Origin of the sequence: Pseudomonas sp. B37(2017) (genome assembly GCF_002112885.1) — a bacterium.
GTDB lineage: Bacteria > Pseudomonadota > Gammaproteobacteria > Pseudomonadales > Pseudomonadaceae > Aquipseudomonas > Aquipseudomonas paraglycinae.
This window is the reverse complement of record NZ_NEIX01000004.1, coordinates 368,328-387,225: the sequence shown is the minus strand read 5'-3', so window position 1 is coordinate 387,225 and position 18,898 is coordinate 368,328. Positions and strand designations below refer to the sequence as shown.

Annotated in this window: 22 protein-coding genes; 12 read left to right on the top strand and 10 right to left on the bottom strand. The window is 54.3% G+C overall.

The features are described 5' to 3' along the window. The 6 genes from CAF90_RS13640 (at position 1) to CAF90_RS13615 (ending at position 3,331) form a co-directional block, all read left to right on the top strand. A complete protein-coding gene (locus tag CAF90_RS13640; RefSeq protein ID WP_007956720.1) occupies positions 1–627 on the top strand; it encodes a cytochrome o ubiquinol oxidase subunit III in 627 nt (208 codons plus the stop codon). After that, on the top strand, positions 627–962 hold the full coding sequence (gene cyoD, locus CAF90_RS13635; RefSeq protein ID WP_007956718.1) for a cytochrome o ubiquinol oxidase subunit IV: 336 nt from the start codon (positions 627–629) through the stop codon (positions 960–962). Before CAF90_RS13640 ends, cyoD begins: the two co-directional genes overlap by 1 nt. 10 nt (positions 963–972) lie before the next feature. Next, positions 973–1,860 (top strand): heme o synthase, encoded by an 888-nt coding sequence (cyoE, locus tag CAF90_RS13630; protein ID WP_007956716.1) that lies wholly within the window; start codon positions 973–975, stop codon positions 1,858–1,860. A 125-nt stretch (positions 1,861–1,985) separates the two neighbouring features. Beyond that, positions 1,986–2,330: a toxin gene (locus CAF90_RS13625; protein WP_065261338.1), complete on the top strand. Its 345-nt coding sequence runs from the start codon at positions 1,986–1,988 to the stop codon at positions 2,328–2,330. Then, entirely contained in the window at positions 2,327–2,641 is a 315-nt protein-coding gene (locus tag CAF90_RS13620) for a DNA-binding transcriptional regulator (protein ID WP_007956715.1), read from the top strand. Before CAF90_RS13625 ends, CAF90_RS13620 begins: the two co-directional genes overlap by 4 nt. A 198-nt stretch (positions 2,642–2,839) precedes the next feature. Further along, positions 2,840–3,331 carry a RidA family protein gene (locus tag CAF90_RS13615; RefSeq protein WP_011335841.1) on the top strand — a complete coding sequence of 164 codons (492 nt, stop codon included), beginning with the start codon at positions 2,840–2,842 and terminating at the stop codon, positions 3,329–3,331. A 69-nt stretch (positions 3,332–3,400) separates the two neighbouring features. Here CAF90_RS13615 and CAF90_RS13610 read toward each other — a convergent pair whose 3' ends face one another. From CAF90_RS13610 to CAF90_RS13595, 4 genes are all read right to left on the bottom strand, one after another. Then, on the bottom strand, positions 3,401–4,105 hold the full coding sequence (locus CAF90_RS13610; protein WP_085606893.1) for a hypothetical protein: 705 nt from the start codon (positions 4,103–4,105) through the stop codon (positions 3,401–3,403). Positions 4,106–4,277: 172 nt separating this feature from the next. Continuing rightward, the gene (locus CAF90_RS13605) at positions 4,278–4,802 is read right to left on the bottom strand and encodes a DUF6622 family protein (RefSeq protein ID WP_085606891.1); all 525 of its coding nucleotides are present in this window, start codon (positions 4,800–4,802) and stop codon (positions 4,278–4,280) included. A 64-nt stretch (positions 4,803–4,866) separates the two neighbouring features. Beyond that, entirely contained in the window at positions 4,867–5,271 is a 405-nt protein-coding gene (locus CAF90_RS13600) for a GNAT family N-acetyltransferase (RefSeq protein ID WP_085606889.1), read from the bottom strand. Positions 5,272–5,316: 45 nt separating this feature from the next. Continuing rightward, a complete protein-coding gene (locus CAF90_RS13595; RefSeq protein ID WP_007956710.1) occupies positions 5,317–6,222 on the bottom strand; it encodes a LysR family transcriptional regulator in 906 nt (301 codons plus the stop codon). Between the two features lie 100 nt (positions 6,223–6,322). Here CAF90_RS13595 and CAF90_RS13590 point away from each other — a divergent pair, with 100 nt between their 5' ends. Continuing rightward, on the top strand, positions 6,323–7,495 hold the full coding sequence (locus CAF90_RS13590; protein ID WP_085606887.1) for an aspartate aminotransferase family protein: 1,173 nt from the start codon (positions 6,323–6,325) through the stop codon (positions 7,493–7,495). 52 nt (positions 7,496–7,547) lie between these two features. Here the strand turns inward: CAF90_RS13590 and CAF90_RS13585 are convergent, their stop codons facing one another. The 3 genes from CAF90_RS13585 to CAF90_RS13575 form a co-directional block, all read right to left on the bottom strand. Beyond that, positions 7,548–9,467: an alkaline phosphatase D family protein gene (locus tag CAF90_RS13585; protein WP_085606885.1), complete on the bottom strand. Its 1,920-nt coding sequence runs from the start codon at positions 9,465–9,467 to the stop codon at positions 7,548–7,550. 71 nt (positions 9,468–9,538) lie between these two features. Beyond that, positions 9,539–10,285: a hypothetical protein gene (locus tag CAF90_RS13580; protein ID WP_085606883.1), complete on the bottom strand. Its 747-nt coding sequence runs from the start codon at positions 10,283–10,285 to the stop codon at positions 9,539–9,541. 120 nt (positions 10,286–10,405) lie between these two features. Further along, on the bottom strand, positions 10,406–10,759 hold the full coding sequence (locus CAF90_RS13575) for a hypothetical protein (RefSeq protein WP_085606881.1): 354 nt from the start codon (positions 10,757–10,759) through the stop codon (positions 10,406–10,408). A 119-nt stretch (positions 10,760–10,878) separates the two neighbouring features. Between CAF90_RS13575 and CAF90_RS13570 the strand changes: the two genes are divergently transcribed. Continuing rightward, positions 10,879–11,625: a hypothetical protein gene (locus CAF90_RS13570; RefSeq protein ID WP_085606879.1), complete on the top strand. Its 747-nt coding sequence runs from the start codon at positions 10,879–10,881 to the stop codon at positions 11,623–11,625. Positions 11,626–11,649: 24 nt separating this feature from the next. Here the strand turns inward: CAF90_RS13570 and CAF90_RS13565 are convergent, their stop codons facing one another. Continuing rightward, a complete protein-coding gene (locus CAF90_RS13565; protein ID WP_085606877.1) occupies positions 11,650–12,015 on the bottom strand; it encodes a hypothetical protein in 366 nt (121 codons plus the stop codon). A gap of 110 nt (positions 12,016–12,125) precedes the next feature. After that, positions 12,126–12,455 carry a hypothetical protein gene (locus CAF90_RS13560; RefSeq protein ID WP_007956700.1) on the bottom strand — a complete coding sequence of 110 codons (330 nt, stop codon included), beginning with the start codon at positions 12,453–12,455 and terminating at the stop codon, positions 12,126–12,128. A gap of 337 nt (positions 12,456–12,792) precedes the next feature. On the opposite strand from CAF90_RS13560, the gene CAF90_RS29230 reads away from it, so the two are divergent. Then, positions 12,793–14,007 carry a hypothetical protein gene (locus CAF90_RS29230; RefSeq protein ID WP_139834491.1) on the top strand — a complete coding sequence of 405 codons (1,215 nt, stop codon included), beginning with the start codon at positions 12,793–12,795 and terminating at the stop codon, positions 14,005–14,007. A 1,324-nt stretch (positions 14,008–15,331) separates the two neighbouring features. Then, positions 15,332–15,550, top strand: coding sequence for a hypothetical protein (locus CAF90_RS13550; protein WP_085606873.1), 219 nt, complete (start codon positions 15,332–15,334; stop codon positions 15,548–15,550). A gap of 271 nt (positions 15,551–15,821) precedes the next feature. Here CAF90_RS13550 and CAF90_RS13545 read toward each other — a convergent pair whose 3' ends face one another. Continuing rightward, positions 15,822–16,103, bottom strand: a complete 282-nt coding sequence (locus tag CAF90_RS13545; RefSeq protein ID WP_085607033.1) for a hypothetical protein — start codon at positions 16,101–16,103, stop codon at positions 15,822–15,824. A gap of 268 nt (positions 16,104–16,371) precedes the next feature. Here CAF90_RS13545 and CAF90_RS13540 point away from each other — a divergent pair, with 268 nt between their 5' ends. Beyond that, entirely contained in the window at positions 16,372–17,673 is a 1,302-nt protein-coding gene (locus CAF90_RS13540; protein ID WP_085606871.1) for an AAA family ATPase, read from the top strand. A gap of 1 nt (position 17,674) precedes the next feature. Then, positions 17,675–18,616, top strand: coding sequence for a DUF4435 domain-containing protein (locus CAF90_RS13535; protein ID WP_085606869.1), 942 nt, complete (start codon positions 17,675–17,677; stop codon positions 18,614–18,616). Positions 18,617–18,898 lie beyond the last annotated feature (282 nt).

Sequence of the window (18,898 nt, the reverse complement as noted above, 5' to 3'; positions counted from 1 at the left end):
ATGTCGAACTTAGTGACCAATGCTGGACACGCCCATGGTCATGACCATGGGCACGATGACCATCACCACGACTCGGGCGAGATGACCGTATACGGTTTCTGGCTCTACCTGATGACCGACTGCATTCTGTTTGCGTCGATCTTCGCGGTGTACGCGGTACTGGTAAACAACGTCGCCGGTGGCCCGTCGGGCCACGACATCTTCGAACTGCCATACGTGCTGGGCGAAACCGCTCTGCTGTTGTTCAGTTCGATCACCTACGGCTTCGCCATGCTGGCGTTGTACAAAGGTAAGAAGCAGCAGGTTCTGGGCTGGTTGTTCATGACCTTCCTGCTCGGCGCAGGCTTCATCGCCATGGAGATCAACGAGTTCCACCTGCTGATCTCCGAGGGCTTCGGTCCTAGCCGTTCGGGCTTCCTGTCGGCGTTCTTCACGCTGGTCGGTACCCACGGTCTGCACGTGTCCGCCGGTCTGATCTGGATGGGCATCATGATGTACCAGGTCAACAAGCACGGCCTGACGGCGACCAACAAGACCCGTCTGAGCTGCCTGAGCCTGTTCTGGCACTTCCTGGACGTGGTGTGGATCTGCGTATTCACCGTTGTTTACCTGATGGGGACCCTGTAATGGCTAATGCACACTCCCATGACAGCCATGATGCTGGCCACGGCAGCGTAAAGTCGTACGCCATTGGCTTCATCCTGTCGGTAATCCTGACCGTCATCCCGTTCGGCCTGGTGATGTTCCCGACCCTGCCGAAGTCGACGACGCTGGCGATCGTCCTGCTGTTCGCCGTGATCCAGGTGATCGTTCACCTGTATTACTTCCTGCACCTGGACCGTTCCATCGCTCAACGTAACAACGTGATTGCGTTCGTCTTTACGGCCATCGTGATCGTGCTGCTGGTCGGTCTGTCGCTGTGGATCATGTTCAGCATCCACACCTACATGATGGCGAAGTGAGGTAGACCCGATGTCGCTCAAGCACTTTATCCAAATCACCAAACCGGGGATCATTTTCGGTAACGTGCTTTCTGTGGCAGGCGGGTTCTTCCTGGCCTCGAAAGGGCATGTCGATCTGGCCGTGTTTCTGGCAGCCATGATCGGCACTTCCCTGGTTGTGGCCTCCGGTTGCGTGTTCAACAACTGCATCGACCGCGACATCGACCTGAAGATGGAACGCACCAAGAACCGGGTGCTGGTCCAGGGCTTGATCTCCCTGAAACTGGCCCTGGTCTATGCGACCGTCCTGGGTGTCGCCGGCGTTGCGTTGCTGTACAAGGTGGCCAACCCGTTGGCTGCCCTGTTCGCCGTGATCGGCTTCATCATCTACGTCGGCTTCTACAGCCTGTACCTCAAGCGCAAGTCGGTTCACGGCACGCTGGTGGGCAGTCTGTCGGGCGCCATGCCGCCGGTGATCGGTTACGTGGCCGTGACCAACAGCTTCGACATGGCCGCGCTGACCCTGCTGGTGATGTTCAGCCTGTGGCAGATGCCGCATTCCTACGCCATCGCGATCTTCCGCTTCAACGATTACCTGGCCGCATCGATTCCGGTGTTGCCAGTGAAGCGCGGAATCCAGGTGGCCAAGAAGCACATCCTGATCTACATCCTGGCCTTCCTCGTGGCGACCTTGATGCTGACCTTCAGCGGTTACGCCGGCATGAGCTACCTCGCCGTCGCCGCGGCCATGGGCATGTACTGGCTGTACATGGCCTGGACCGGCTACAAGGCGGTGGATGACACGGTCTGGGCACGCAAGCTGTTCGTGTTCTCGATCTTCACCATCACCGCGCTGAGCGTCATGATGTCCCTGGACTTCAAGGTGCCGACCGAGCTGCTGCTGACGTACGCGCCGTAAGGTTCGAACGTTGTACGAGAAACCCCGTTCATCGAGAGATGAGCGGGGTTTTTTGTTGAGGATTGTTTATTCGCTGCGAAAGGTGTTTATTGTTCAGCTATAGGCAATTTGCTTATAGTTTTTGGATGAGAACAGTATTCTTTGAAACCACACTATTCACCGCAAACCTGGGTCATTACCTCACGGACGACGAATATCGTGAGCTGCAGACCTACATGCAAAGCAATCCGCATGCGGGCGACGTCATGCCACGAACAGGCGGCTTCCGAAAATTGCGTTGGGTTGATGTTCGTCGTGGCAAGGGCAGGCGAGGCGGCTTGCGAGTTATCTATTATTGGCTTATGAATGATGGCCAGTTCTGGATGTTTGCGATTTATGACAAAGATGAGCTTGAGAATTTGACCGCCGAGCAAGAGAAGGCGCTCAAGGGAGCTATAGAGAAAGAGTTGAAAACACGAGGTACCCCATGAAAAAACGCGACCTGTTTGCAGAATTGATGCAGGGCGTTGATGAGATGGCGGCTCAACGCGAAGGAAAAATCACGCTACGTAATACGACACTCGAGGACAAACCCGCCCCGGAAGTCGGTGCTCAGGAAATCGTAGCGCTACGGGAAAAACTGCACATGTCACAGGCGGTTTTTGCCAGGCGAATCAGAACAAGTCCAAGCACCCTTAGAAACTGGGAGCAGGAGAAATCAAAGCCCAACGCTCAGGCTGCCTTGCTGATCCGTTTGGTGGAAAAATTCCCTGACATGGTCGAGCGATTGAGCGCTGTTTAAAGTCATTTCCAAGTTTAGATAAAGCCCCGCACGGTTTATGTCGTGCGGGGCTTTTTCGTTGTAGCAGCCATGGGTTGCGATGTACTGGCAAAAGACCTAGATTTGGATCCAACCCTGTCAGTTATGGCGCCATGCACTGTTCGGCGCTCGACTGTCGTAATCTGCGGTTTTCATGCATCGATCAAGAGGCTGGGCGAAATGACTGAGAGGATGACCTGCGACGAGCGATTCATTGCCCTGGCAAAAGAGCTGAACTACGACATCAATGGCGAGAACACGGTGGGTGGCAATTACGCGCCGTTGATCCGTCATCGCGATGAGATCTACATCAGCGGCATGGTGCCGCGCACCGAGGGCAAGATTCAGTATCCGGGGCGGGTGGGGCAGGAGTTGACGCTCAAGGATGCGCAGGCCGCGGCGAGTATCAGCGCGATGCGGTGTCTGGCCTTTATCGTCGATGCAGTCGGTTCGCTGGACAAGGTCCGGTCGTTGTTGCGGGTCACGGTGTACGTGAAGTCCACGCCGGATTTCGTCGACCTCAGCGAAGTCGCCAACGGTGCATCGGACGTATTCAGTTATGTGTTGGGCGATGTCGGGCGCCATACCCGCACCACCGTCGGCGTCTATCAGTTGCCGAAAAACGCAGCCATCGAAGTCGACATGATTGCCGCCGTGCACCCATCGGCATAACCGCCAATCTGCGGACAACAAAAAGCCCCGCCTGAATTTCAGAGCGGGGCTTTTTCGTCAGCGCCGGTATTACTGGGCGGCGATGCTGTAGCCATCGAACGCGGTCTGCTGTTGCAGCGCGGTGATGATGTTTTTGCGGTTGATCGCGTGCTCGGTGCCGGCGTTGTCGACGAAGGTTTCGCCTTCGATTTCCGCCTCTTCGCCTTCACCGACGAAGGTGAAACCGAGGAATTCCAGCGCCTCGCGATCCACGCTCAGGCGCGAACGCGGTGTGCGCATTGGCAGGGTCACGCTGAGGCCGTCCTTGCTGATGCTGAACACTTCGACGTCTTTCTTGGCGCGTGCGGCCTTGCTCTTGCCGCCGCTCGGGCTGCTGATCGCTTGATGGGTCTGGTTCAGAACCTTGAGGGCCAGGCCGTAGACGATTTCCTGGAACGCCGGATCGTCCTTGAAGCTGGACAGGATGCGGCTGATCGGAAACTTGCTGCTGAGGTCTTCGAGGGCGGCGATGTCGGCGGCTTCGGCGTCCTTCAGGCGCTTGAGTTCGCCCATCAGCTCGTAAGCCTGGTCGTCATCGAAGCGGTCGTGGGCCTGACGGATCGCGGCGCGCAGTTCGCGGATCTGATCGCTCTCGCGGCTCGACTGGAACGCGTCCAGCACCATCTCGCTGATGATCTTCGCCTGTGGGATGTGTTGTGAAAGATTGATGGAGTTTTCGTATTCCGCTTTGGACGACAGAGTGACTACGGATTCAGCGGTGTTGAAATCGGACATTGAAATTTCACTACTTTTTTAACTTGAGGTGAGACGAGAAAGCGCTGGGGCTTTTTCAGGCCGACTAATTTAGGGGAGCGCGACGGCGTTGTCACGGAGCAAGGGGCCGGCGGTGCCGATTATTTATCCGGATGATTTGTGAGGGGCAACCAGACACCGCGCGTGCCTTGGCTCATTCATTGGCGACAGCGTTCTCCGGTAGCCGCCGGGACGTCAGGCCACGCAGCGTCCAGTAGAGCTTCAGCGAACGAGTGCTGATCAGGCCGCACATGAACCCCGAAATGCCGGCCTTGAGCAGCAGCATGTCCGGCGACGCGGAAAGCTCCGGATTCACGTCATTCTGGTAACCGAAGTAGTAGTTCGAGGAAAAGAACATCAGGTACATGATCAGGATTTTTACCGTGCCCGGCATGATTAGCCCTGTCGCGGAGTCGTCGAGCATCACGCCCCGCCGGGAGAACACCAGCCAGGCCGAGAGACCGCCCAGCAACAGCGCGGCGAACCATGTGCTCAAAAACAGCGCCGGGTTGATCGTCAAATTCAGGGAATACAGCGACCACGCCAAAAACGCCGGGGGCGTTATCAGCATCGAGGCACGGCTTTCGCGGCGGGGAGAGAACGCCTTGATGCCGAAATAAACCAGCAGCAGAAAAATCAGGTAAACCCGTATCGGAGTGTTTTGCAGAATCGTGAGCATTGCGCAGCATCCATGCTGGAAAAGGAGGAGGGTGGAGCATAGCCGGGGTCACAGTAACCGTCGGCTATTTCAGCCGCAAACGCTCCATCGCGATCACCGACGTTTCAAACCCCAGGCTGGCAAAAAACGCTTCCGCACCTTCGCGCCCGGCACGCAGAACCCAGGTAATGTCGCTGTTATCGCCCATCACATGTTCGACCAGCGCCCGCCCGATGCCCGCGCGCCGGTGTTGCCCGTCGACCACGACCATCGACAGGTAGCCGTTGGACAAGCCATCGGTGATGCCACGGGCGAAACCGATAATCTGCTGGCCGCTCAATGCAACGGCCGTGCGCTGAGAGTTCTGAACAAGCTGTGCGAAATGTTCGGCGGTTCCGGTGCGATGGCCCCAGCCGTGCGCCTCCAGAAACTGCCTTGCTGCCTCCACTTCCGTGGGCATAAGGTCGCGTATTGAAATGCCTTTGTTCATTCGTTGATTCCGTCCCTGGTGTATTTCCAACAGTAGTCGCGTTGCCTACGGTCTGCCCCACATCTGCATGGCAAACTCGACGAAGCGACGCAGTTTAGGCAACCGATAGCGATCCGGCGCGTAAAGCAGATGCATCGGGCGGTTCGGCGGCTGATAGTCCGGCATCACCACCACCAGTCGGCCGTCGCGCAGATCCTGTTCCACCAGTGCGTCCGGCAGCATCACGATGCCCATGCCGGTGCGCGCGGCTTGATGCAGGCCGGCGGAGCTGTTGATCAGCATCGGGCCTTTGACGTCGACCATGATTTCTCCGTCCGGACCGCTGAGGCGCCACTGTTTTTCCACCGATTGCCAGTCATCGCCGGCGGGGTAGGCGAAGGACAGGCAGTCGTGCTGGCGCAGTTCCTCAGGCGTGAGCGGCATGCCGCGTCGGGCCACGTATTCCGGGGAGGCGCAGACGGTCAGGGTGTAGTCGATCAGCGGGCGGGCGATCAGGTTGGACTGGTCGAAGTGGCCCAGTCGGAAGGCCACGTCGAGACCGCTTTCCAGCAGATCCGGACGGCGGTTGGTCAGGATCACGTCGAGTTTGACCTGCGGACATTGCAGGGAAAATTCACTGAGCGCCGGGGCCAGGCGTTCAACGCCAAAGGTCAGCGGCGCAGTAACCCGCAGAATGCCGCGCGGTTCATCCAGCGTCTGCTCGGCGAGGCGTTCGGAGTCGGCGACCAGACCGAGCACTTCCAGACAGCGCTGGTAGTAAACGCTGCCGAACTCGGTCAGTCGCTGGCGGCGGGTGGTGCGTTGCAGCAATTGCACGCCGAGCCGTTGCTCCAGCGCCCGCAGGTGATTGCCCACCATGGTCGTGGACATTTCGCACTGCAGCGCGGCCGCCGTCATGCTGCCGGACTCCACCACCTTGACGTACACGCTCATCGACTGGAACAGATCCATTATCAAGCCTGGCTTTTAAATGATTGAAGTTTTGCCGAGTTTATCCAGTTCAGGTGGATAACCATACTGCCAGCACCTCACCTCGCTGGAGTTTGCCGACATGACCGCCGCCCTGATGAACACCTATCAACCCCTGGACTTGAGCTTCATCAAAGGCCTGGGCACCCGACTCTGGGATCAGGCGGGCCGCGAATATCTGGACGCGGTGGCGGGCGTGGCGGTGACCAATGTCGGCCATTCGCACCCGCGCATCGTTTCGGCGATCAGCGAGCAGGCGGGATTGTTGCTGCACACCTCCAATCTCTACAGCATCGACTGGCAACAATCGCTGGCGCAGAAGCTGACGCGGCTGGCGGGGATGGAGCGGGCGTTCTTCAACAACTCCGGTGCCGAGGCTAACGAAACCGCGCTGAAACTGGCGCGTCTGTACGGCTGGCGCAAAGGCATCGAACAGCCGCTGGTGGTGGTGATGGCCAACGCGTTTCATGGCCGTACCCTCGGCACCTTGTCCGCCAGCGATGGCCCGGCGGTGCGCCTGGGTTTCAATGACTTGCCCGGGGATTTCATCAAAGTGCCGTTCGGCGATCTTCAGGCGCTGGAGCAAGTGCAGCGCAAACATGGTCAGCGGATCGTGGCGATTCTGGTGGAGCCGATCCAGGGTGAAAGCGGCGTGCAACTGGCGCCGCCTGGCTACCTCAAGGCCCTGCGTGAATTGTGCAACCGTCACGCCTGGCTGCTGATGCTCGACGAAATCCAGACCGGCATCGGCCGTACCGGCCGCTGGTTTGCGTTTCAGCACGAAGGCATCGTTCCCGACGTCATGACCCTCGCCAAAGGCCTGGGCAACGGCGTGCCGATCGGCGCCTGCCTGGCACGGGGCCGGGCGGCGGATCTGTTCACCCCCGGCAGCCACGGCAGCACCTTCGGCGGCAATCCACTGGCGTGTCGGGTAGGTTGCACCGTGCTCGAGATCATCGAGGAACAGGGCCTGCTGGAAAATGCCAGGGTCCAAGGCGAGTGCCTGCTGACCCGCTTGCGTGCAGAGCTGGCGGACAATCCGAATGTGCTGGCGATTCGTGGACAAGGGCTGATGATCGGCATCGAACTCAAACAGCCGATTCGCGACCTGACACTGATTGCCGCGCGGGATCATGGACTGCTGATCAACGTCACTCGCGGCAAGACGATCCGGCTGCTGCCGCCGCTGACGATTGATGAGCGGGAGGTGGGGATGATTGTCAGAGGGGTGGCTCGGGCGCTGGGCGAAAGCTGATTGTCCCGGTTGCGTCTGAAATGGCTGCCGTTTTATCGGCAGCCATTTTTATTTAATCAGGATAGTCCGACAAATCCGGCGCCAGCATCCGGGTCTTCGGTGCGCCGTTCGCGTTGTGCTGGATGATGTCGTTCGGCTGCCCCTGTTGGTTGAAAAACACCTGACCAATCCCCGCCGAATTCCACAGCCGCTCACCCGCTTCGGCGTGTTCCGGCACGTATGGGACGATGCGCATGCGGCGGCGTTTGGTCAGCCAGTTGAGGGGGGAGCGTGGTGAGTAGAGCCAGCGGTTGAGGCGGTCGAACCATTCCAGCAGGGTAGGCGGGAACTCGTTCTTGATACCGCTGCTGGTGATTTGCCAGATGCGCGGGCCGGCCTTGCGGTGTCGGATCAGGACTTCGTAGACGAAGGAATAATGCACGTCGCCTGACAGCACCACGTAACTGCCCGGTGTACGCGAGTGTCGGAAAATGTTCAGGATCACCTGGGCCGCGCCGCGATGGGCCATCCAGTTTTCCGCGTCCACCAGCAGTGGATAACCGCACCAGCTGAATACTCGCTGCACGGTTTCGATCAGCTTTACACCGAAGATCGGTGCCGGCGAAACGATGATCGCCGAAGGATGGTCGAGCAGTTCCTGCTGCAGTTCGCTCAAGGCTTCCCAGTCCAGCAAACCCGACGGTTGCTTGAGCGCCATTTCGCTGCGCCAGCGTCGGGTGCGAGTGTCGAGCACCACTAGCGCCGGGCTGGTCGGCAATACGAAATGCCACTGCTGAAAGCGCAGCAATTCCTCAATCAATCCGTCCTGCACGGGAGCGTCGAGATAGCGGTCGTCTCCGCTGGCGCTCAGGCCTCGGGTTTTCTCCAGTACAGCGCTGAATGCATCCGGATTGTTGCCCCAGCCCTGACACAACATGTAGGCGATCAGCGCGTTGCCGATGATGCGTTTGGAGAACGGGTGGCCGTAGGCCGTTTCCTCCCATTGCGCGGACAGGTTCCAGTCATCGGTGATGTCGTGGTCATCGAAGATCATCAGGCTCGGCAGGTGCGCCAATGCCCGGGCCACCTGGCCGAGGCCGGCCTTGAAACCGTCGATGCGGGTCTGTTCGAGGGCATAGCGCTTGAGGCGTTCCGGCGTCAGTGCCGGCGGCTGCGGGTTGACCAGCGCCCAGGGCGTTGGCGACCACACCAGCAAATACATCGCCATGACTTCGGCAAACGTCACGAGGTGATTGTCGGCGCTGCTGCTGGTGAAAATCGGCTTGCGCGCACCGCCGAAGAAGCGCTCGCGCAGTGTCTCGTTGCTCTCGAGTGCCGGCAGCAAATCCGCACGATGGTAGTAGCTGGCCGGGTGTTCATAGAGTTTCGCGCTATCGCTGACCACCGCGCCTTCGAGGTGCTCACCGAACAGGCCGAGGCGCTCGATCAGGGCATGAATTGCCCGCAACATCGGGCCGGCAACGTCGTCGGCGTAAACCTGATCGCCGCTCATCATCAACAGGGCGGGACGTTGCTGCGGATCGGTTTCGGCGGCCAGCAACCGGTCAACGCAGAGCAGGCCGTCGGCGGCCGGGTGATGGGGCTTGCGGCAGGAACCGTGCAGCAACTGGTCGATGCGAGAACGCAGGACGAAGTTCGGGCTGGTGGCGTTGTCGTAGAGCAGGTGCGGCGCCCAGTCGGCGATGGGCTGCTGGCCATCGATCAACAGGTCGTAGTCGATGCGGGTGTCACAGGGCAGGGCGGTTTCCAGCGGAACGTCGATCAGGTGAACAAACGCCCGGGTGCCCACCGGAATGACCGTGCATTTCCCGGCATCCAGTGGAATGTCTCCTACCCCTTGCAGGCGCAAGGTCAACGACAGTTCGCGGCTGCCGACCAGCCAAAACACTAAGCGCGTCGGTTTCAGTCGGCGCAGCAGTGGCCCGGCCAGAACAGCAGGCAACGGGCTCAGGTCATCAGGTATCGGAGGCATCGGGGGTAAAGCTCAAGGCGCACAGGCCGGCGATGATAGCGCAGCCGGCGCCTCGAACCCTTAAACCAGGCTTAAGAGCCCGCTTTTTCCAGCTTCAGCGCCAACAGGCGCCATTCGGCAGGCGTCGCATCGACTCTTGGCTGTTCCTGTACGGAGCAGTCGAAGCGGTACGTCACGTCGTCGCCATTCATGTTCCGCGCGGTGACGGTGTTGCTGAAGGTGTAGACCTGATCCTTGAAGCGTTGCGGCGTCAGGATTTTGCTGTCGGCAAACCGGGCAGACGCAGGGAAGCGCAAGGTGCTGGTCACGAACGGGCTGCACATGACATACGCGAGCATCGACTTGTCGCCCTGCGCATCGGCGCGCAATTTTTTGCTCAGCGCCGTCAGGGCCTTGCGCCCCTCATCGTCACTCTGGTCGATCACGGTTTGCACCGACATCGTCTTCGGCGCGCGACTGGCGTAGTTCGGCAGCAACGCGGAATCCGCTGGAGAGGGCTTGTTGTCCGGCTCGATAGCGGCAAACACCGGCGCATCTTTCAGCGCAGCAGGACTTGCAACTGCCTCGGCTTCCGGCAGCAACGAGGTCGGTTCGGCTTGCTGCTGTGCCACGACGTTTTCAGTCTGCGCGGCTTCGTAGCGATGCGCCGACGGGAACAATGAAAAAGTGATCGCCAGCACCACCATCGAAACAATGAAACCGCCCGCGACACCGACCAGGTTGGCGTAAAACAGATTCCAGCTGCCGCGGTTTTTCACCACCCAGCGCCACATGAAACCCCAGGCCGCGACAAATGCCAGAAAACGCAAAAACTCCATTCGATCCTTTCCTTAAACCTGCAAAACCTGAATTCAGCGCTCGCAGTGCTGAGATGGGCGGCAAGATAGCAAAATAGACATCCGCTGCTACAGCAACCATCGCATTCAACGCCGGCAAAATTATTTGAGTGCAAAAAACATGAATGTTGTCAGGCCGGCCACGGTGCCGCAAAGGCCTGCCAGTAGCTGACGCGCAACAGGATGTTCGACCTGCGATCGATGGGATACCAGCATCCATACACCCACCAGCGCCGCAGCGGTTGTCAGCATCTGCAGCACTGTGCCCATTAGCCCGGGTATGGGCGGCCGGTCCGCCCCGAACAGGCGAATGTAAAACTCCGAGACCACCACGCCTACCATCATGCCGCTGGCGGCACCGAGCACATTGGCGAGGATCAGATTCCAGGCACCACGTTGCCTGACGACCCATACCCACATGGCCGCCCAGGCAAAAAACATAACGGCTATTTCCATCGCATTCTTCCTTCGGAATCGGTGTTGATCAGGCCCTTGGCAGCTTGCTCGACAGTGGACGGCAAGATAGCAAAATAGTAGCGTCGCGCCACTGACTTCATCTCCGTAATGGACTACTCATGCCTGCTCTCAAAACCTGCCGTCTGTTTTGTGCGTTCGTCCTTGCTACCACGCTGACCCCGGCATTCGCCGCCTGGAAAGAGCACCCGGAAAACAGCTGGAAGTATTACCTCGCCAATTGTCAGCGAATGCAGGAAAAAATGGCCGACGTCCAAAGCGGTCGCGTGCCCGGCGCCTTTGAGGTGACGGGCGATCTGGAGAACAGCCAGGGGAGCATGAATGAGCACCGCCCAAACCTGCCTCCCCAGTACCTCGCCTCCGGGGAATTCGCTCAATGCGAAAACGTGGCGGCCGAGGCCGATGCGATGATTGCCCGTGGCAAAGCCGAGTTCGCCGACAGAATGAACCAGGCTGCCGAGCAAGGCCGGATCGCCCACCAGAACTCCCCCGAATACCAACGTGCCCGTTCACTCGGCTACAGCGATGTCGGCGAAATCTCCTTCCTCAAACTCCACGAAGACATGGACGGCGAAGCACGCCTGAAAACCATGTTGATTACCGTCGATGAAGTCTGCGGCCAATACTTTCGTGCCACGCAATATGTGAAGCCGTATGTGATCTACACCGTTCGGCCGTCGGATGGCGGGTGTGGTGAGGAAAAGCGCGTGGCGATTGTCGGTGGCAGGTCGGTTGAGAAGGGTGATTACATCGACTCGCGGGGCGAGTTTCAGTATGTGGGCTGGAAGAAACTGGTGGGGGCGGATGGGTTTCCTACTGAGATTCGGGTGTTGAAGGCTCGGCGCTGACCGCAAAACAGTCACGCCGTCCAGTCACGTCTGGGGGAAATAATTCACCGCCAGAAACAGCAGGGTCGCCATGCCCGCGGCCAGGCCACACACCGCGCCGAGCAACTGGCGTGCAATCGGGTGTTCGGGTTGACGGCGATTGGCAATCCACAGCCATACCCCCGCCAGAACGCCCGCGCTGGTGATGAACACCACCAGACTGCGATGCAGGTTGGGTGTCGCCATCGACGTACCAATGACTGCGTCGTAAATCAGCGTGAACACAATGCCGGTAACCACGCCACTTCCGGCGCCGGCAAGGTTGGCCAGCAACAGGTTCCACTCACCTCGTTGCTTCACCACCCACAGCCAGGTTCCAGCCATCACCAGCAAGCACAACACAGCATCCATTTTGGTTTATTCCCGAGTGCGCGATAAATGAGGCGGTTGACCGGCCTCTAGCGAGTGGACGGCAAGATATCAAAATAGAAGCTGCGCGCCACTTTCTTCATCTGTGCAGCTTAAAGAATGTCCTTCAAATAACCCTTGAGCGCGAGGAGCGGCTGATCCAGCTGCTCCAGCGACTGCGCCTGACTGAAGTCCGTCGACAACTTGTGCAGTTCCCGCCCCAACGGTTTCTCGACGCCACCCAACGCATCCATCGCCAGCGCCAGGCATTCGTTCATCTTGAACTGGATCGTCTCGACATCACCCCGGCGCACCAGCAGTTCGAATACGTCTTTCTGGTAGTCGCCCATGACCATGTCATCGCGCAGGATCGGGCTCAGGCCTTCTTCCTCGTACGCGAGTTTCAGGGAGAACAGGGCGACGGTTTCCAGTGACGTTTCCATGGGGTGAACCTGTGTGAGATCTCGTCGGAGGGCCAGCGGCACTTTCCGACAGACGAAAAAAAAGGCCTTGCTAAGCAAGACCTTTCTTAATTTTGGTGCCCGAGGGGGACTCGCTTGGGGCAGAGTTTATATGCGTTTCAGGGGGTTTTCTACTTTAGGGATACAAGGAGGGATACAGATTTATCTGCCCTTTGCTTTTCAGGCATTGGAGACCGTATGAGGACTTTTTCCGCTATAAAGCAAGCGTATGAAAAATTGGGCTGCATTAGTTACCTAAAATAGAGCCCAGTGGCATTATGATATAAGAAATCCCAACCCGAGATGGTGCGTGGCAGGTATGGCAATGGAACTGTTTACAAGTCTTAAAGACGCGATAGAAGCATTTTTGCCCTTCAAAAGACTCGGTGGAATAGGGCTTACAAAAGCTCGCAATAGGATTGTCACGCCGTATAGAGTGGAAAAGCTGTCGGATGATTTTTTTAATGCCAATTTGAAAATCGGCTCTACTGTCACCGTAAAAGGTGTGTTAAGTCGTTATGCGCCGACTTATCGTCCTCTGTCTTATTTGCCAACCATTCCGGCAAGTGCTAAGTCGGAAATTGTTGGTCAGTCTTACGATCTTAAATCAAAACTAATTGTAAATAACAAGACGCTGACGGCTAAGTTTCGAACCTTTCAGTTTCCAGTGCAGACATTGCCGCCTATAAAAAGTGATGTCGGAGTGTTTTGTATTGCATATTTATACCCGGAAAGTCTGAAAAGTTTTATTCTTGATCAAACAGCACTTGAGAAAGGAGCGACATCAGACAATTTGGTTATTACTGACAGTAATAGGCCTATTCCTGTCTTAGTGCCTGAGGTAATGCTTGAAAACTGCTCAGAGGCAAAGGTTACATTGACCGGGATTGTTTCGTTGGTTCCAGACGATATTTCCATAATGCTAACGAGAGGTGCCTGCGATACCCGATCGTCTTTTTATCAAGCATTTCATAGGCCTAGCTCGATTCGAGTTTCTTTTTGTATTGATTGTCGGAATCCAATTGATTCGGATATACGATTGGATGAACGCCTCGAAAGTCTTCCTGCGGCAATTTATGTGGAAGGTCACTTTGAGGGTGTTATAGATGATAAATATAGGGAAGAGTTCAGACGTGCTGTGCCGGATGTCATGGATTTTGATTTTGGATATGAAGGGTATCCGGGGAAAATCCAGTACCTGACTTCCCATCCGCATGTATCGATGATTGGCTCGAAGCCAAGTGTTTTTGGATTCTATACGGAAACCGACTTGGTAGATGGAAGAGAGCTAGATGTTAAGGTTAAAGGGTTGCAAAAATTCTATACGGATTTTCGCAAATCTGCGGGTGTTCATATTAAAAAGAAGGCTGGTGTTGACGTTAGATTCAAGCCTGATTTTCTATTTGATTGGAGGCGACAAAGTTATTTTCACCCGGACGGTGTACTAGTGAGTAAAGAAATCGACGAGGTTTTGAAGGTCCATGCTGAGCTAACGGAGGTCACTTCCTGGCTGGGTACGAGTAAGGGGGCGTGAGAAAATCTTGAATAAGTGTCTAGTCCGCTTGCTCGATTAGCAAGTAGAGATTCATGCGGCACTTTCACCGATCTGCTCTGCGTGAGCTACCGGGGACCCTGAAAACATTTCATCTGTACGGGGTCGGAAACCCGCGGGACTTTGGTAGCGGAAGGTGCTCCAGCTTACTGAAATTCAAACGTTGAAATTGAAAGGATCTTGAAGAAAAAGGGGCATCGTTACCGGAACGGTAACGGTAATCTCTGAGCGGTCAATTCGTAGGGCAAATGCACAGGTGAACAGGCAGTTCACCGAGTTCACCTGTTCACTAAGCTGGGAGTTCTCCCGCTACCAAAGTCCCGCGGGTTTCCGACCCCGTGTCTCGAAGAAAACCTCAGGGGCCCCGGCACACTGCGGGAGATACACCTGACGTTCGCTGGTGGGATTGATGCTTACGGGGTGTGGGGGCATGTACCCCTCAAAAATGCGGTGTAACTCGTGTAACTGGTGTAACGATGGTTGTTAAGTAACTGTATTTATTGATTATTTATGATGTTACATCGGCTGCGTACACAAACATTTAGGCGTGTAACTCTGCCATCTGGTGTAACGCTCCGATGCTCGAAAGAGGGACGGAGGAGGTCATGTCCATGCGCAGGAGACCAGGTAATTCCCCACTCCCAGTCCGCCCAATTGATGCGATTAACGGGCTGTAATCATCAGTTTGGCCGCTTTGCCAGCGATCAGTCAGCAGTCGTAACGGGCTGCTTTCGGCCAGAAGCAGCCATTCGTAAATGTCCGTTTTCGACCCAGAGCGGCCCTTCGCACTACGTGCGATCTGTCGGTAGAATCCCGTTTTTCCAACCAGTACGAATTGATGCCAATGGTCCAACCGACGACAGTAGCCAACATCATTGGCCCTTGGAAAGGAGAGGCTCCGACAACGTTACTACAGCATTGTCGAGATTCCTGGGACACGCCTCTTAAAGAGCTGTCAGATCTCATGGTCGCTACTTTTCTGAACCAGCGAATCGCATTTCCTCAAATGTTGGCCGAGGCCAAGCGGCGATTGAATTCAGAGCCCCGTGATGACACGGAATACTTCGATGACCAGCTAGCTGAGGCAGTTCACGGTGCTGACAACTGACCGCTTCTGGCCGAAAGCAGACGCTGGCTGGCTCCGTTGATGGATGGATGCAGTAGCCCGCCTCCCGTCCCAACCGATTGGCTAAAGTCTCAAATCATCTTCGCGTTGTAGCAATTTTTAAGCATGCGGTATCTAAGCCTCTCTGCTGCGGCCGTATGAGCTAGGCTTCGCGAAACCCTAATTTCCAGGATGGATCGCATGCCAAATAACTCATCTTCTAATATCGCCACTGCTGACGCCCTGACATTGCTCCTGCACAACCAGCATGCACTGGCGGCGGCAATCGAGGAGGTTGCCGTTTGGCTTGCAGCCAGTGGCGCAGCAGTCGTTGCAGATAACGCTGTGATGGCTATGGAGACCTTAGACACAAATGCAAAAGCGATCACAGATGCGATTATGCGGATACGGCAATCCTAATATCGTCTTTGCAGGCAGCAATCGGCCAAAAGCGGCATCCCGTGAGCGGCAGCTTTCGGCCAGAAGCTGACGATCGAGTTGTGGAGTTTAGGGCCAAAAGTGGGCAGTTAAAAAACGCAAGAGCAGATGCAACAATACATATAATAACTAGGGCTAATACACATGAAGCTTGTGTAGCTGAATATTAATCGCTTGAGCGAGGCCTTAACGACTATGCGCTCCGGGCAGCTTGCTCAACGGCCACCAACTCATGCGAATAAAAGAAAACGATTTAATGATTCCAGTTGTTTTGCATGTGCTTAGCGACAGACTCGGTTAAATTGAACCAATAAGCGTCATTATTGCTTGCATCCACCACAATGAGACGATCGTTTTCATCCATCTCGGCACGGACATGTTTTGCAGCGAACTCTGCTGTCAGTGCAGCATTTACATACCAAACTGACTCTTGAACTTTTGCCCAAGGGCCTAGACTTTTAATGGCTTCTATGACTCTGGAATAACTTTGACCTGGTGATCTTAGATCGTAGGAAATGAATAAATTGTTGGCCATGAGCACACTCGCATGAATAAACCATCCTATTAAAACTGACTCCTTGAATCATGAGAGGTTCATCAATCATATAGGTCGCGAAAGCATATACTACAAATGAGGGCTGCTGTCAATGACAAAGTGGAAATTTTACCTTTTCAAAAAAAAGCAACACCCATTGCTCCTTACGCTACGAGTTAGGCTTGAAGGCGTTCAAAGCATTACCTAATATGGTTAGCAGGCATTCTGCCACTGTTCAGTGAATTACAGAATATTAAATGGAGTTAAAATGAAATTCAGGTTAGAGCACATTCGTTTCATTGGTTTTCAGTCTCGAATACTAGAGGCATCCGTCCGCTTTTCGAACAGTCAAACTTCAATTATTTATGGGGATAATGGTAGTGGCAAAACTACCTTTTTAAAGCTCATACATGCGGTGCTTTCCAAGGACGAAAGCACACTAATTAAAGAGAAAGTTAAGTGCGTTGAAATATCCTTGATAGATGAAATGGATATCGGTCACAAAGTGAAAATCATACAAGAGGAGGATGATGAGGCCGGTGGAGGCATTAGTGCGACTTCAACTTTTAATTGGAAAGAGTTTGACGCGAGCGGGCTTTCTAGGACTAGATCGCTGTCGATGGGGGTTGATCGAGGTACAACAATTCAGCCCGCTCAAGTAGAGGGGAGCGATATATTTCGTTTCCTGGTTGGCAGTAGCGAGGTAAAACTTGAACGTGCTGCATCTCAAGTTTTATCAGAAAATTTGGCTGCTTTCCTAAATCGAACAGGAACTCTTCGCACGCGCACCCGTTCGATTTTGCGAAGTAAAAATAATGATCTCCTACTGCATAGGGATCATGCATTTTTGCAAAGTGTCAATATGAGCAATATAGAAACGTTATTGACTGAGCGGTATCGAGAAGCGCGAGATTATGCGTCATCGCAGATTCAAAATGCACTTTTTGATACTCTTGCTGTGGCGATCGACTCCGAAAATAAAACACCTCAGCATCTGCCCCTCCCCCAAGATCTAGCAACTCAGATAGCTGAAGGAAAGGAGCGTATTATTGAGGCGCTAAATGACGGACCAGAAAATGAGTCAAAGAACAAAATCATCGGAGTTCTTACCGATCTACGAATTCAAGACGGAACACTCACAAACAACCCTATTCTCGGGCAGCTTTTGTGGAATATGACTAAGGAGTTAAAAATTGAAAAGCAGTTGCTCAATGCAATCAATCAGTTTGTAGACACTTTCAATTCGTTCCTGAGCAACAAAAAAATTGAGATAACCAAACAAGGCGTCCAGCTAATTGTGAGAGGTGTCAGCTTAAACATCGACAGCCTCTCAAGTGGGGAAAGGCATTTGTTCACCTTCTTGGCTCTAGTAGTTATTGACGCAAGGGAGCGAGACTTTTTAATTATCGACGAGCCTGAAATATCTCTCAATGCTAATTGGCAGCGACAACTAATCCCGTTACTTCAAGATCTAGCTCCTGATACCCAAATTATTGTGGCTTCACATAGTCCTATTTTGGCTCATAAACGACCATCTAGCTTAGTCGAACTAAAACCAACGGAGCTCTGAGATGAACCAAGATTCTGCCAACGGAATGCTGTTCGACGCCACTGAGCTTTTGAATCTAGCGATAATTTCAAAGAGACCAGTATTGGTTGTGGAAGGAATTGATGACGTTCCCATTTACGAGCGTCTCGCCAGCTCTGTGGGTGCTGACTGTGACGTATACGCCTCTGAAAGCCTTTGTAAAACGAGGGAGGGTTGCGAAGGTGTCATAGCTAACATCAAAGATATTCGCGAGGTCGCAGATAATATACCGGTTGAACGATATGTTCTTGGAATTATAGATCGTGACGTAAGGTTTTACAGAGGTGAAATGGCTGTCGATCCAGCTATATTTACCCTTGAGTATTATTCAATTGAAAGTCATTACGTCAATAATTGCTCGACCGCCTACTTAATCCCTCTAGCCACGCGCGCCACTAGCAAGCTGATTGATGAAAGCCTTATCGATAGCGTCCACAGATCAATAGTTCCCGAATTGGAATTTCTATATTACGTCTCGCTTGAAGCTCTCAGAAACGCTTGCGAATCTGAATACAAATCTGCATTCGGTTACAAAAAGTCAATAAAATCTATAACTAATGCAGGCCTGCACACCGAGGCGCTAAAAAAGAAGGATGAACTAGATCAATTTGCTAATAGATTAAGCCTTCAAAACTCCATGGACACTTTGCTTAAGATTTGCAAAGGCAAATGGATTTTTGAGATATATGGGGATCGTTTATACGATGCAATTAAAAAGCTTCCTGGCCAATGTAGGGAATCTAAGATCACTCAATGTCAATTCTGCGCAAATGGAAATTTCGACACAAAAAAATGTCTATATCATACGCCTGCTTTTACCAGTTCTGACATTCTCCGAAGTCAAGCGTGGCATAACACCGAAGTGAAGTCTCTTGAATATATTAAAGCTAAATTGTCGGAGTTCACAGCAAAAGCGAACAGCTAAACTTCAAGTTTTTAACCGCTCTCGGACTCGCCGGAAACTTTGGTTGAGTGTTTGAATCGTGATCGGGCGGACTTTAATTTTTTAACCTGGCAAGCTAGTCATTTAATTTTCACTTTAGGTTTGGCTAGCCGGCGGGGGGCAGTAATAGAGTATGCCGAGGTGAAATTCCTGAGTATCGAAGGGGGGATGATTTCGATTCGGCAATTACACTAATAATGGTCGCGCTCAAGGGAGCATCCATACTAGGCTGAGAGTCTTGGCTTGCCCCCTCAAGTAATAATG